Here is a 16,070-nt window from a genome sequence, read left to right on the forward strand (position 1 = left end):
CTCCATTTCCTCAAATATTGGCATTCGGAACAACGAGCAAAGTCATGCCCTTGGACACGGTGAAATTAGGGCCATGAACGTGGGCCCAAATATATAAAGGTGGGCGTTCAAACATTTCTTGAGTAGCAAGCACACACGTTGACGTCCTGCCCAAGGCATTCGAGTAGCTCACATCATCCCCATAGTGACGATACTCCCAATCAACTTTTACCCCTTCCATGGGTTCCTGAGTAAGCGAAGACTGCAAGAGTGCTCGGACTTCTAAAGACTTTCCGACGGGCACTTCGTACTTATCAACTTCCAGCTTAATGACTGCAAGTAGCTGATCCTTGACTACGATACGCTGGATCTTGGGACTGGAAGAGTCTCCCGCCAGAGAGACTTCCAAATCATGCTCGCCAATGTCAGTTACCGTGAAAACAGATGATGCGATGCCATTTTTGTCTGAAGTGGAGTCAGGCAACGGCCTTCCTGCGTAGGTCCAATTCAGAGTGACTCCCGGCACAGGTCGACCGCTGGGGGAAGCCAGCACCAAGGCCTGAGCATTGACTTCATATCCAACATAAGTCACAGGTCGATCGCACCTGAGCGAGTCGATAAGCACGTCCTCTATTTTTCCCGGTACCAACGGTGAAGGCGGCATCCCCTGATACAAAGGCATCTCAAAATGCAGTTCAAACGGTGCACCGGATGTCTTGTGAGCAGAAATATGCCAAGTCAGTTCGATAAGCCCTTCCTTCATTTCCACTAGTTGCCCAAAAGGCGGATCACACTCCAACCCCAACGACTCCGCGTCCGGCTCACAACACAACTTCAAAGGGGACTCCGGATCGCCAATCAAATAGCTGTATTCAAACTCCAGCGTCAGATCGATGCACTCTCCCGCCATCAGATACAAATACAGGTCAGGCCATTTTACTTTTGTGCTATTCACGTAGGGTCTGAAATTCTGCAACCAGGTCTGAGAACTTACGGAAATATTAGACATTAGGCACCCCCTTGAACTCGATTTGTTTGACACTCCAACCGGCAATCCCGCCTGTCACAGTTGCACGAAGAACAGCTGTGTTGAAGGCAGGTAATCTGAACACAGTCTCAGCCTCCCCTTTGTCGTCAGTCGTCGTCGGCGGGATGGAAAGATCAAGGAACTTCCATTCAACTTGGACGCCTTTCAAACGCCTGCCGCTGCTGGCCGACACCAAAATGATGTGTGCTGTGACCCTCGTCCCCGGTGTTCCCTCCGTTACATCGGAGAACAAGGCTTCAATCCGGCGAGGTTCATTCATGAAGTATTGGAAATCGACATACGCCGAGTCAGTGCCGCCCGCCACCGACGCACGAACTGCACCCGGGCCGGCAAAGTCGGGGACGAAGCTGATTCGCGTCATGCCCCGATGATTAGTGGTCGTAAACATCGCCTCATGTTCTGGCCGCTCCCACTTGACCCGCATGTTTGCCATCGACTTTCCGGTCAACGCACTCGTCAACTTAACTTCGCAAACAACCGGTTTCCCCCAATTGACAGTCTGAAACACACCGGCACTCGCATTGATGTGCGCAGCAATGGCTTGACTACCCAATGACATAGGTTGAGGAGGAGACAGTTCCAGCAAACGACTGGCGGCCAATCGAACGGCCATGCTGCCGTCCTTGATATCGCCGGCATTGAACGAGCATGTCAGTTCCTCACCCGTCCAATCCCGGAACTCACCCAACACCTCGCTGAATTCAAGCCCGAGCTCGCTCGGCACAGGATGATCCAGGCCGACAGCCAGCTGTTGATTGCGCAAGGGATGGGTATCGTCGGCCTGCAGATGAAAGCTGAACGGCTCAGCACGTCTGGGGAACAAAGCACGTTGCCCCCAAAGACCATCGAATGACTCGGTGACCAGCCGCAGACTTTTCCAGGGATCGTCCGGCAAGGTCTTGAGTTCGAAATGCTGCTCGGCCGTTGTCTGATCGTACAGATTGAGAGCGGTCGCGCTTACGGTACTGATACCCGCGCTTTGCGGCTTTGCGTCATACGTTGACCAGCCATCCGAATCTGTCAGGGCATTGACCGGATCTGCACTTTCCACATGCCATGCAATCGACGAAGACTCAACCGGCCGATCAGCAAATGCCGAGTAGAACTGTGCTTGCACTCGCGCACGCTGCCCCTTGCTCAAAACCGGATCAATCGCCGGCCCGAGAGCGGCCACCGATTTGATTTTATTGTGACCCAGCTTCAATTGAGTCTGCGCCGTCAGAGGCTCATCACCGACCATGACGGTCTCGGTCAATGTCATCACTGCATTGGCCGAGCTATTGGAAAAATTCAGTTCCCTGCGTGCCCCCCCCGCCGTCATGACAAGATCGGTTGACAGCGGCGGATCGATCACCAGACCAGGTGGAATCGGTGAAATGGCGGAGTTCACCGTCAGTCCGTGCAACGCACTGACCCCGTTTGGCATAAGTGCGGATTTGTGGGTAGCCCAAAGGCAGGGGTAAAGCGTGTCTTTACCCGGCTCTGCCGAAACATGATCAAGCATCGCACGGGCCTCACTGGCAAGATCGGCGGCCAGCAGCCGCAATGCAAACTCGCGCTTTTCCGGCAAATGAGAACTGCTGAACGCCAGGGTCGAGAATCCACTCTTGTCCGAGCCTGAAACAATGTCCCACTCAAGGCCGGAAATGCTCAGCTCCCGGGCAACGCCGACCGCCGGACTCAGCTGGAATCCCGGCAAAGGGGGTGTATTTCCGTTCCAGTTCAGAGCAATCGATTGACCGACAAAGCTGCTGCCCGCAACGGGATCAATCCGCAGCTTGTGCGCTCTGCCACGCCGGCAGACCATCCCCTGAATCAGCCGATCGACCGGTTTCCCGTCCAGAGAGACGTTGACCTGCCCTTCCCATGCGCTGGTGGGTAGAGCCTTGACGGCAAATGAACGCTCCTCCACAGGAGCATCTTCATGGCGCTGAACCCGCGCGACGATTTCGTAATCTCCGGCCTCGGTCGGTGTGTGATCGACACTTCCCCAGCCATCTACACCCGTGAAAGATTTGACCGTACCGGCAGGGGTAACAAACTCGATTGCCACATTACCGACCGGTTGCCTGTCGCGTTTTTGTACTTTCACCATGCACGTGACGACATCGCGCTCGTCCACCACCGGTGATTTGTTCGGCCCCCAGATTTCGCCGATCTCGATTCTGTTGTGCGCCAGCGAAAGAGCATTGCCTGACGATACATGCTGCAAGCCTGTACAACCGAGAGCCCAATCAAACAGGCCATCTCGCTTGTCCTCGAAGTGCGTCGTCCAGAGGACTGTACCGTCAACAACAGGCGCTGGGGTACCGAAACCCGGCTGAGCGGTTGCGCCCACATCCTCTTGAGAATCACCATTGGCCCAAATCAGGAAAAACCCGGCGGCGCTCAGAGGATGTCCCGCAGGCAAGTCCAGATTGACGAGGAAGCGCTCACCGCGCTCCGGATAGCGGGTTTTCGCCCCCCAGAGGGCCGGTGCTCCGCCATCGAAGCGAGCCTGCAAGGTTTTGAACGGATCAATAGCAAACGCCCAGACCCTGAATGTATGCGTCGCCTCGCCATTGTCGGACAGAAGACTGGCAACCGAGGCAGTGACCTGGCTCTCCCCCTCTTCGGTTGGTGTGTACTGGAAGGTCGCGCAACCTTGAGCATCGGTGTGTGCCCGGTGCAGAACCTTCCCCTCTTTACCTTCAACCCGCCAGACCACTTCTCTCGCTACCGGTGCCTGGGTGTAGAAGGATATGACCTGAACCCGCAGCTCCACCGATTGGTTGTACTCGATGACCGGGCACGTTTCGGCCTGCTTGAGTGCGCGCAACGCCAAGCGATGATGCCCCCAGTTAACCGACAGCGAATAAGGGGGCGCCGAGTATTTGCTATGAATTTTCGCGTTCAGTTCATAAGGTTCTTTACCTGACGGCTCCGGACAATCCAGCAACCAGCCCAGCTCGATGAGCTGGGGCTGTCCCAATTCGGGTTCAGCGGTAATGGCCTCCAGCGGGTTATCTTCAAACCACAGGCTGGCCTCGAGGTTTTTCCAGACACTCTGCGGATCAACCACAAAAGAAACCCTGTGGCGTTGGTCACCCGTTGCGCCCAGACAGATCGGCAAAACGCTCCCCGATTCGAAGCGCTTGCCATCATTGCTGACGGCCTCCAACGCCAGCGCCGGAAGATTCAGCTTTATCTCTATTCCGGTCAGACGGATTTCCACGGAGCTGGGTTCGCCCGCCGCCCTTCTCGGGCTGCTCAGATTGATCTCCAGCTCATCACCCGCCTGCAACCCCAGCCTGTCCGGCAATTCCTCCCGCACCTCAAGCAGATCAACCGCCAGAGGATCGGAAAATCCCGCCTTCGCCGGCAATTCGATTTCAAACTTTTCGTCACTGCCCCTTTTGTTGATCACCACCAGCCCGACCGAAGACGGATAAGTGTTTTCATAGAGAAAACGCAGGCTATAAAGGGCCTCCGCCTGCTGTTCGATCGGCACGAACAACCTTTGCCGAACCGCCGCACCGTGAGTCAGCGTCATGATCGAGACGATGTCTTCGCCCCATCGGTCGTCCCGGATACCGACGCCGCCCGGATTGGCCACATCGTCCCAGTGGTCATAGGCCTCAGTCATGTCGCCGTTCATCACGAAGTTGTGATCCGTTTCGATTTCTTTTGCGCTCATGATTGCGCTCCCTTGGCTTCGACCTTGAGCTCAGCCTCGTTCACCAGTTCCTGTACTTTTCTGGAAAACGCCAGATCCCCGACCTTGGCGGTGTAGAACACCTTGATCACGATATCGGTCAGCGAAAGCAACATCGGCTGTTGCTTCTGGTGCCAGGGAAATACGATCTGCCAGCGCGAGACGGCGCCAGTGTTTTCGAATGGCATCGTCAAGCCTTCGTCACTTCTGAGGAAAGCCGAACCGGTATCGTCCAGTCCGGTGGACAGAGAAATCTGCTGCCCGCTGCTCAGATTGATCAGCACATCGGCAGGCGCAACGCCCTCACCGGAGTGCAGATACTCCAAAGACTCGTTCGACGGTTTCATGGCGATATAGCTGCCGACCTGTGACAACGTCGCCACCACATTTTCGTAGGGCCCCATGAGCACTGGCAGGGTGACCTCGACACGAATAATCTGGCGGCAGTAATGGTCGTGGTAATCACGATCGAACAGCAGTTGGCTCAGCTCGAAATCCAGAGCCCCCCTTGAGAGCAAGTGTTGCAGCGCATCAGCCCAGTTTTCATAACCCTTTTGCCGGGTCGCCGGATCGTTGAACAGTTGTTGCAGCGAAACGACCTTGAGGATCTCCTGGCGTCGCTCCCGTCGTTGCAAAAATTCCGACCGCATTCGCAACAGCCCGGCCTGTAAGGTAGCGCCAGCGGTCAAGCCGCGTCGCTGGTCTCGCCAGACATCAGTGTCCAGTTGATAGGCATCGAACTCGCAGGTTTCCGCGCGCAGGGCTGTCTGAGCACTCAGGCACAGAGCAACAGCAGCGTCGTACGCTTGAAAATGCAAGGTTTGCAGTTGCCCTATCAGCCACTGATAAAGCTCCGAATTGGTCGCCCGTGTCTGCAGGAACTCGAACATTTTGAGCGTCTGGCTATTCGCGGCAAGGGTGTATTCCAGATTGATCCTTGCTGCGTTGATGGCCCGTTCCTGACCTGCAATCTGGGCACTGATCGCATTCTTTTCAGAAGTGGCCTGATTACGCAGCAGCCGCCATTCCTCTCGGCGGCGACGATAGATTTCGGAGACGGCTATTCTGTCTGCATTGGCGCGCAACGCGTCTGCATTGATTTGAATACCATTCCCCACGGCGCTTAACAGGAAACCTGGCTGATGGCCGCCATTGGCCATTCCGAAAATGTTGGGGAACGCATGGACGATCGCCGCCCCCGCGTAAAAAGCGCTGGCAAAAGTCGAGAGGATCGAAGCAGTTTCCATCTGCTTCATGACAGTGGACTCACTCGGAGAAATGTTTTTTTCGTACAGGTCGGCGAAATGCCGTTCGCGCTCTTCGGCCATGGTCCAGCTGTGTTGCAACGCCGTGAGAAGCTCGACCTCACGCGTGATGGATTCTTCCTGAGCCCGACGAGAGAAATCGCCCAACTCGGTCAAATGACGCTGCTGCAAGATTTCCTGCTGAACCCGATCATGCTGTTCAAGCAGGCGCTGCACTTCGTTTCCCAGCTCCTGTAAATGCTGCACCATCTGCAACGCTGCATCGAACAGTACGATCCAGCGATAGGCCGCCACCCGCAACTGTCCGCCCATCGGCCGCACGGGGCCGGCGTTACCAGCCGCCAGGCGGTTCAACAGGTCCTGTGGATCCATGGCAGTAAAGAGCGGGATGGACGCCAACTTGCCATCGATAGTCCGACCATTACGAATGTTGTCGATCCGCTGATCCGGCAGGTCAAAGAACGACAGCAAACGCGGGCTGACCGGTATCTTGAAAGAAGTCGTGCCGTAGACACCCAAATGCTGAGTGCGCAAAGCCCTGACCGGTAGATCCTCTTCTCGCAACTGCAATGTCGCTTCGAATTCCGCGAGGGTCGTTCGGCTCTGCATCTCCTTCACAAGATCGCCAAGCTCTCTGGCAACCCAGCGATTGACGCTGCGCGTATGCGGTCTCGCGCCCATCAGCGATCTGGCGCGGACATACTGCAGCTTGGCGGCCGTCAGACTGTCTCGTGTCATCTGGCGATAAAGCCAGTCGCCCCAGGCGATGAGATTGTTCACGTAGTCGAGGAATATCACGACCTGGTAATGCCAGGGCGATGAATAGGCAATGGCATCCGGATCCCCCGGTGAGAAGACCTCGTAGGCAACGTCGGGCTTTTTCGTGTTCAGAGGTCGGCAATGCCAATATTGCGGTCTTGCCGGGATATCACCTTCCTCCGGCTTCGCAGGTGCTTGAGGTTCGAATATGAAGTGCAGCCAGCGCTGTGCCTGTTCAAATCGGCTTTCATCTCGCAGCCGGGCGGCAATCAGATGCGGCAAGTGAAAAAACAGCTCCCAGAAAAACAGACCATTGGCGCCATCGAACGGCCCGTTCGGCTCGCTCTGGTTTTCAGGCAGAGGCGGCTCTTTCGGAAACTGTGTCGCCCAGTCAAGTAGCGCGCTGATCGAAACACTGGAACGCAGCACCAGTTCGTGACCGATCAACGTGTTGAGCCGGACGTATTTCAACTTGAGAACATTTGCCAACTGGTTGAAGGCCAGAAACTGCCCGCCCTTTTCATTGGTGTCATGGATATAAGGCAGCGGCCCGTGCTCTGCGAGGCTCGCAGGGACGGTAAGGACAAGGGTTCGCTCACCCGCGCTGGCCGAACCTGTCAGCGTCACGGTGATCGTGTTGCCATTGAACGCCGACCGCTTGATTTCCAGCCATTTCGTTGCCCATCCCCCTGAAGACGGGTACTTGTCAGTCAATGGCTGCGGGTCGCTACCGGTGGAGGACTTGACGGCAAGCGTGAAATCCATCGTTGTGCCACTGCCACGCGAGACCTGAGCACAATGCCCCTGAACCCAGAGCGAGTGCTCGGTAGCGCTGTTACGCACGATATAAGCCTTGATCCCCAGGGACTCGGCCAGCGTGCCGGGCTGACTGATCTGGCTGTCAACGGCCGGAAACAACTGTGGCCGCATTTTTTGCTGAAGCGTACGGCGCTCGACAAACAAGTGATTGGCCAGGTAATCCATGACCGCCGTCTCGTCCTTCACTTTGCGAAACAGCGAGTCACGGGTTTCATAGATAGCCACCGACAACACCGACGCTGTCGCTGCCTGAGGCTGGACATTGGTCACGTGCACCGCCAGCCGGCCCTTGGGATACGAGGTATCGATCTCGTCGCGCAATATCACCGCGACCAGACGGCAACCCTTCGAAACGTCCTTGTCCGTCTGCAGCAGATGCAAGCGGATGGGGGGCGACCAGCTATCGTCCAGCGCGATGAACGCCACCATGACCTCCAGTTCATGAGGACTTTGCAGTTCACCCGCGTTATCGAAAACGCCCGGCCGCCATTGGACCCAGACCATGCACGGCCGGCCTTCCCAATAAACCATCCGACAGTCCAGCACAGTGTCATCGGTGGGCATGTCGGCCCGCTTCCATTCTTGCCATGCTGTCGGATTGACCGATGGCGAATCCACTGTGAGTTCGATATTCGCCGCACGCCAGAACCAGTCATAAGGTGCAACGCGTTGCCTGCCCACCAGGTAATAACGTGTGTTCAGCGGATTGGCACCGTCCAGGTAACCGGTCAAGACATTCAAATTGCAGGTTTCTTCAAAGCTGCGCAGGTAACGCTGTACGCCCATGAGTACCGAATCGTCGGTGATCGAGGTCTGGTTCAAATGACTCTCAAGCACTTTGAACAACTCGGTTTTGCGGATGCGTACATAAGGCGTGATGTAGTCCTCCGGGGTGCACAGCAGCAGCATGCTTGCTGACCACGGTCCGTAACTGCCGGCGATGCCCCACTCTTCCAGCAGGTCGGGATCGAACTCGCGTCCGTCGTATCCTGGTTCAAGCTTCTGAAACACCGCATGAATGTAGGCCTGCAGACAACTCACGGCCTCCGCCACCCAGGAGGTTTCAATCTCATCGCCGTCCAGCGGATCGGAGCGCAACCATTCCCAGAGGTCTTCTGCCGATTGGGTACTCATTGGAAACGGAAGCCCGGCTTTTTCATGCTTGGCGAGCAGGCAGAAATCAATCAACGCATTACGACGCAGGGCCGAGAGTTCACCTGTCTGTTTATTGTTGTTCATCGCCGTCTCCCCTCACTGTTTGGGTTGCTTGCGAGATGCCGACACTCGCGGGAGCGCTGGAAAGGGCCGCGACAAAGTTCACATCGCGGAAAGTAGCGCTGGTCGAATTTTCAGCTGTCGCCCTGACCTTCACGGTAAGCGGCATGTCACTGGTGAATGTCACGTCGGTACGTCCCTGGTGATCAGTGACGGTTTTGATCTCGCCCTGAGGCAACGGATCGAGTTTCCAGGTCAACGATGCGCCTGCGACAGGGTTGTCCCAGTCGTCCTGGACGATGGCACGGTAAGTCACCTGCGTTCCGACCAGCACCGTACTGTCTGGCAGAGGGAAAGGGTTTTCGGCCTTCGCATGAAGAGTGGCCATATCCGGGCCGATCTCGATGCCGGGCGCGGCTGCATCTTCACCAAGGTCGAGGCGGAATGTCGGCGTGACGTTGCCCATCCGGCCATCCGGGAAAAACTTGACCGTCGCCGTGCCGTCGATACCGGTAGTGATCATTGACGGTTCGAACCGGCCCAGCGCAGTGGCGCAGTGAACATTGACGTTCACTCGGGCCTGACCTTCGCGGTTCTCTACGGTGACTGTGAATTCGGCGGATTCACCGGGCTTGTTGGCGATCAACCTCACAGGATCCGGCACAGTCGTCCAACGCACGACCACGTCCAGCCCCACAGCCATGACGTCGTTTGTATAGGTTGGTTCGGTCCTGATCGTCAGGCTGGCTCTGACGAGGTCCGCGACGTAGTCATAGTCAGGATATGGGCTGTCCGGTGGCAGCGTCCCCAGCTTGAGTAGCGTCCTGGCACTCTGTCCGGTTTTTTTGGCAAGCAAGCGCAGACGTGTCAGCACATCGAGGTGCTGTAACGTCACGACCAAACCTTTCGAGGGATTCACGTGAGCGGCGCAGGCGCGCACCTCATCCACACTCCAGTTGAACAGCTCTGCAAGCCACTTCGCGGCCCGTTCCTGAACAAGTTCAAGACCGTGGTGGCTCAGATCGGCGGGCAGCGCCAGCATCCGGCGCAGATAATCGACCAGCCTCGTTTCGGGCTGATCGATCATGCTCAGGGCACGTTTATAGACCGTAAGTTCATACAGTGTTGACAGATCGAACGCGTTGTCCTCAGGTGCACCCGACGCAATGAAATGAGTCAGAAACTCTCCACTGAGTTCCAGCATTGCGACCACGGCACTGCGTCTCGAAAACTCGGCCAACACCTGTAAAACGAGGTCGCTCGACGGGTTCTCCCGCTGCTGTTCAAGGCTGTCGTCGTTAACCTCTTGCGGCAATCCGAGCACTTGAGCCAGTACGTAATGCACACTCCCGCCAGACCAGCCAAGCACCTGCAGCACCCGATCAGGCTTCAGACCGCTATACGACGCCAGCCCCTCCTGCACCACGCTGACTTGACTGGCACGGCAACGCAGCACGACAGCCAGAATCAGCCCGACCAGACCGGTATCGATGCTGCCCGTCTCCGACAGCACGGCCCGCTCGATCACCTCCCGGGCATGGGCTTCAAAGGTCTGATCCGCTGACTCGACGAAATCACCAATCAGCCCTCGCTCGTCGACCAATGGCGCCAGCGCCCGTAACCACCGCCGATCGTTCGACAAGGGCAGGACACCGGCCATTCTCAGTGCGTCCTCCGTCACAAGAGCCGCCGTAACCTGATGGCGCCACTGATCGAACAGCGTGAGTTGTCCGGCATCGGGTTGTGCCGGTGGCCAGACCATTGCGTGTTGTACCACCCAATGCACGGGCAGTTGCGCGACCCGAGCCCATCGCACGCAATCCATCAAGGCATGCATCACACTCAGCACATCCGGTTCTTCGGGTGATTTGCTGTCGTTGATCTGTGTCATGCCTGCCAACGCGTTCACCCATACCTGACCACCCATCACGTTCAACAACAAGATGCTTTCGATTGGAGTGATCCCCAGTAACCTTGGCAGCCTGACCATGCGATAAAAACCGGACACGATCGGCAGGCTGCACTTGAGCTGAGTCAGGCCGTGGGCGGCAGCAATCAGGTTGGCGAGGTAAAAATAGGTTTCCAGATCAATGCCCAGGCCACCGCACAACTGCTGGACCGTGAGCTGGTCGGCAGCGGACACCGGAATAATCGGGAACGCTCGATCATCCAGCACCAGGGGACGAAAACCGGGGGCTGCGCTGTTGAAGATTCGATCGAACTGAGCGCGCTCCGTGCCCCGGCCGAAAACGGAAAGAGACCCGATGAAAGCGGCGAAATCCTCTGCGGTGCATTCAAAGACTTCCCGCAGCTCCTGAAACAGGCCGAGCGCTCGCAAGGTATTCGATGTTATCCAATAACGAGAAGGGGCCGGTGACGGGGTTTCAGCGAGCATCGCCGCAACAATGAGCCTGTCGGTCTGGTGGTGTTGCAGGTCCATCCAGGCGCTCAACCGCACGATTCGATTGATACGGTCAATCCGGTCAGGCGTCATCTGCTCGAAACGGTTCAGGCCGTCAATTTCCCGGTGTTGGATAGCAATGGGAGGATCCTTTGCCTCATGAATGAAAACAGCCCCATGGTCCTTGCCATTCACCGGACCCGCATGTTGACTCTGTGCGTTTTCAGACAGCCAGGGCAAAAATGCCTCGACGCAGAGCAAGGCCTCAAGGCTTGTGTTGTCGAGTTTCGTTCTTTCGTTGAAAAGCCCCACATTCGCCAGGTTTGGCCCCTCCACTGCCGTCAGGCCGAAGTACCGTGGGTAGAAATCTCCCGCCCCTCCTCCGCCCGAAAAATAGGCGGGTTCGATCAGCAAGGCACGCTGAGAAGGACTGGATCGCGAAGCCTGGATCAATGCCGCGTCAGACTGGCTGCTCCAGGGCGCAGAACGAAGAAAGTACGGATACTGCATATCGCACAGTCGCACCACGCTTCCCACCGATTCGTGATGCCCCTTCAGTACATGATCGAGGGTGACCCAAGGCCAGTGAAAGGGCAGCTCGCGGGGAAATGCCTTCTCGTTCAGCTCTTCGTCGAGATTCTGAGTGGCCCCCAGTGTGGCAGTGATGAAGCGCTCCATGATGTGGCTGATCACGTTCACTGACGACACTGTGCCATGGACGGCATTGAAATCGATCAACAGCTTTTCGAGATCCGTCCGCCGCTCCACCAGTGCAAAGCCCTTGCCATCGGTCACACCCAGCCGATGCATTGCCCAATGCAACAGAGCCGTGAGATACGCTGCCGGCGAATGAATGGCTTCAATGGCACCCGGCGGGCACAACGCATCGAAATTCGGATTGAACAACAAGGCGTAAGTAGGACCGTTATTGAGTCCCGCACGCGCGACAGGCGTGGCATCTTTCGTGGTCAACTGGTGTTCTATGAACTGCCGCAATACCACGCTCGAAAGCACATTGAGACGCTGCTGAAACATGCTGGCCTGGTGCCGGTCCAGGCCAAGGTCTTGCATCAACCCGTCAACGCCCTTGTTTGCCAGAACGGCGACCGATCCTCCAGCCGTGAAGAAACGTTTCAGGGCCGTGGTGGATGAACGCTTGGGTTTTCCGACCGCCTCAATGAACATCTGCTGAGCGATCTGGGCGGGAGAGCGGGTCATGTTGATGCTCCTGGCTTCGAAACGATTTCCGGTTATGGACAAGCAAATTTTGCGTGGCATATACCGTGAATCTGGCGTGTTTGAGCCGACGTCGTCTACTGTCAGAAATGACAGTAGACGTCGCCTTTGGTCGGATTAGTCCGGGCGTGACGACTCGTCTGAGGGCGCGACTTCGAATCGTTTGCTGTCCGCTGGTACGGAACGTTTTCCACCCAGGATCTGCACGGCACGGGCCCAATGCGGGCCAGCAGGCAGATTTCGCTCGGATACCCCGTCCCAACGTTCAGCGTTGGTCACGAGCGCTTTTGCATGCTTGTCGTCGGCGTCGAACCAGGTGGCCACATCAACCTGCGACCCCGTCAGAGCACCACCGGCGAATCCAGGCGTTTTTCCCTCCCATTGGCCCTCCGCCGGCTCGTCAAACGAAGGAGGGGGCGCGAGACGCAGCAGTGCTCTGGGTTTAGACCAACCCGAGTGGAACCCGCCCTTGCGCTGCTCGGTGAGAAGGGAAAGGTCGGCAGGGGTCTCAGGGAGTTCGATCCCGCAGGACCACGTCCCGTCTTCCCGGACCTCGGCCTGTCCCAGTTCAGTGCCGCCTGGCAGGGCAACGACGACGGTATCTTGCGGGTACCCGAACCCGCAGATCACCGCGCTCTGTCCGACCGCCTCACTCTCACCTGGCGTTTCAATGAGCGCCTTGTCGGGAACGATCGTGACAAGTACCTCTTGAGCATTCGGTGACGCCTGATCCCTGAAGTACTGCCTGGCTGTCACGACGCATGGCCCCAACGGCCGGGGGAAATACTGCTGGAAAAATCCATCGCCAAAACGCGGATAGACACGATGGGCAACGCCATCGATGTACACGTCGACCTCCGTGCGGTCGAATCCTTTCCCCGCCCTGGCATAGCCTTCTACCTTGAAAGTTCGAGGGACTGATGTTCCGTTTTTTGGAAAGTCGATCGTCGGCGCAAGCAACACCACAGTAAAAACGACTGAGGCACTGTGTTGCGACTGCAGATCCCCCAGTACCTGCACGGCAAAAACCGTGTGGGTCTGATATTCGAGTTCCGTGAGTTGCACCGACCACTCATTCCCCGAGGCAATCGTTTCTCCCAACAGCTCTCGGGTCACGAAGTCGTACACGCTGATCGTGCAGCCCGCTATCCCGCCGGTGCCTTGTAGCACCGGCAAATGATCCGTTTGCCCATTGGCTGGCGGAGTGATAACGGGGGCGCTCAGCACAATTTCGAAAGACAGGGTCACCGGGCTTGAGCTTTGGCCACCAAACGTCTGCGTGACCGTGACCGTGTGCCTGCCGGGGCGAAACGCCGTGGAGCGCTGGAAATCCCATTGCCCGTTCTGGTCCGTATCCGTAACCGGATGGGAGGCAGAATCGTCACTGAAGCTTATCGTCAACGCAGCTCCTGGCCAGCATTGGCCAGTCACCGTTGCAAACAAGCCGTTCGGGGTCACTTTTTCGATAACCGCCGGGGGCGCGGGAATGATCACCGTTACAGGTGGCTGCAGCCAGGTTGACGAAAGTGCCTGGAAGGATTGTCGCGCAGTCACCGAAAAAGTACCCGGCGCCCATCGTGCCGCTGCCGCGCTTGTCCAGGATCGATCCGGTCTTACGTCAACAATCGGCACGATGGGGTCATTGGTATTGTTCAAGCGGACTTCGATCCTGGACGCCGTTTGGCCGGGCCAGTTTCTGCCGGTCCCCGAAAAGGTGGGAATGCCTACCGGGCTGACGCGATGAGTCAATGTCGGTAACGGTACATTGACGGTGAACGTCCCTTCTCTGTCCGCCCAGTCCGAATAGATCGGTTGTCCATCAGATCCGGTCACGCTTTGTCGGGCTCCGATTCTGTATGGCGCAACTCCGGGTAACCAGTCAGGGTAATCCATGCTCCAGGGATTGCTGGGCACAGTGAAGGTCTTGATGGGGACATCATTGCCTACATAGTTAATGTACAGCGTGGCCCCCACTGTTCCCGTCCCTGTAATGGTGACCTTTGCATCGTCATCGACGGTCGCCGCCAGTGACGTGACCCTCTCGGGTTTCAGTTTGAACGGACGATACAGACTTCGATCGGAAGGCACCCCGTTGAGTAACTGCTCGCAAGCAAGGCGGACTTCCCCTGGCGGGATGTCGCTCGGGAGAGAGACAGATGCGTTCCAGCTATTGCCTTGTACCTGAGTAGTGCCGACCAGCCTGTCCTGAAGATCGAGCAGGACCCTGATATCGGCCCCTGCGACCCCTCCGGTTCCGCTGATATCAAATGTACGGTTCACAATGGCATTGGCTGGAGGGTTGGTGATGAGCGGGGTGCCGGGTTTGAGCCGAACGTTGAGTGGTACTTCGTTGGACCACGTTTCGATTCCATGGAACGTTTGTCCGGCGACGAGTGTAATTCGACGATTCGGCAACGGCTCCGTCAGAGGAATACTCCAACTGTCGCCATTGACGGTGTCGGAACCGTAGAGAACTACACCGCTGCCAGATTCGTAAATGCGGATGGTCGCGCCATTCTGGCCGATTCCGTAAATCGTGGGTTTGGGCGTTGAAATGATGTCATTGGCTTTCGGACTTGTGATTTCAGCGCGTCCCATAAAAGTCACAGTGACATTTGATGATTTGTCGGAAACTTCATCGTTTGGAGCTTTTTGGGTGGCGTAAAAGGTAATTGATGGCTCTGAAGGATGCATGGTGATCCTGATGGTCCAGCGCCCGTTACTTTCGACGACCCGGCTCCCCAGCAGCTCATACGAAAGGTTGAAAATGGACACGGTTGCACCGGGCATCCCCGTCCCCGTTACATCAAACGCTCGTTGAGTAACAATGCCGATGGGGTCAATTTGTGGTGGTTGCGGAACAAAAAAGACAACATTGGAGGATCTTAGATGGACATCCGAAACACCACTCCTGTCGTATATGTAATGGAACTTGACCATCGCGTAATAGGGTCTGGCAGTTACGGTGCCTCCTCCGGAAATGTGGTGCCAGTTCCCATTCTGCGTCGCACTACCCGTCAACTGAGTTTCACCCCAGTGTCCCACTTCAGAGAATTCAAGAAGCACGTTGCCAGAACTGACCCCATTGTTCCTCGCCCTGTAACGTTTTGCCTGGCAGGTAAACGTATCGCCTGATGGACTGTAGGTACACTCCAGGTCAAGGTCTGCCCAATAATCTCCCTCGTAAGCCCTCAATGTGAGCAACGTCGTCAAACCTGGCTTGTCGTCGACAGCCCCATCAGGCGATGGCTTTTCATCATTTTCGCTGTTGCTCATCACAGTCTCCTGCGAGTTGATGTTCAAGTACTGAACCCATTCAATGACATTGCATCTGCTCCATACACCTGACATTTCTGACAGTCCCGACAAACGGTAACTCTTCCCACAGCCCGGTCCGGCAGCGTCCTGCAAGTCGTAACAGCGGGCTACGATGCCTTGTGCCATTGCCTACAAATCCCTCAGAATCCGCCGGCTTGTGCGCCTTGGCGTTGCCCCGTAACTTGATCCCCGTCGCTGCCAATCAGCGGCCGGGTTTAGTCGCCCGGGGTCTTAGTACGTTGCGCATAAGCGTCATCCAGTCGGGTATTCCCTATCCCCGCACTCGATGGTGGCTGTTCGCAGGGCGCCCTCGGGCGCACCGGTACGTACTCCCGG

The 16,070-nt window shown here is 56.8% G+C and carries 5 protein-coding genes; all 5 read right to left on the bottom strand.

The window, feature by feature from the left end:
- Positions 1-10 precede the first annotated feature (10 nt).
- The 5 genes from CAF73_RS01045 to CAF73_RS01065 all read right to left on the bottom strand — a co-directional run bounded on the left by CAF73_RS01045 (position 11) and on the right by CAF73_RS01065 (position 15,692).
- Positions 11-988, bottom strand: coding sequence for an Ig-like domain-containing protein (locus CAF73_RS01045; protein ID WP_085701668.1), 978 nt, complete (start codon positions 986-988; stop codon positions 11-13).
- Positions 981-4,703, bottom strand: coding sequence for a hypothetical protein (locus tag CAF73_RS01050; protein ID WP_085701669.1), 3,723 nt, complete (start codon positions 4,701-4,703; stop codon positions 981-983). Before CAF73_RS01050 ends, CAF73_RS01045 begins: the two co-directional genes overlap by 8 nt.
- Positions 4,700-8,803 (bottom strand): neuraminidase-like domain-containing protein, encoded by a 4,104-nt coding sequence (locus CAF73_RS01055; protein WP_085701670.1) that lies wholly within the window; start codon positions 8,801-8,803, stop codon positions 4,700-4,702. Before CAF73_RS01055 ends, CAF73_RS01050 begins: the two co-directional genes overlap by 4 nt.
- On the bottom strand, positions 8,790-12,398 hold the full coding sequence (locus tag CAF73_RS01060; RefSeq protein ID WP_176247692.1) for a Tc toxin subunit A: 3,609 nt from the start codon (positions 12,396-12,398) through the stop codon (positions 8,790-8,792). Before CAF73_RS01060 ends, CAF73_RS01055 begins: the two co-directional genes overlap by 14 nt.
- A gap of 135 nt (positions 12,399-12,533) precedes the next feature.
- Positions 12,534-15,692 carry a hypothetical protein gene (locus CAF73_RS01065; protein ID WP_085701672.1) on the bottom strand — a complete coding sequence of 1,053 codons (3,159 nt, stop codon included), beginning with the start codon at positions 15,690-15,692 and terminating at the stop codon, positions 12,534-12,536.
- Positions 15,693-16,070 lie beyond the last annotated feature (378 nt).

This window comes from Pseudomonas sp. B15(2017) (assembly GCF_002113215.1).
In the GTDB taxonomy this organism is placed as follows: domain Bacteria; phylum Pseudomonadota; class Gammaproteobacteria; order Pseudomonadales; family Pseudomonadaceae; genus Aquipseudomonas.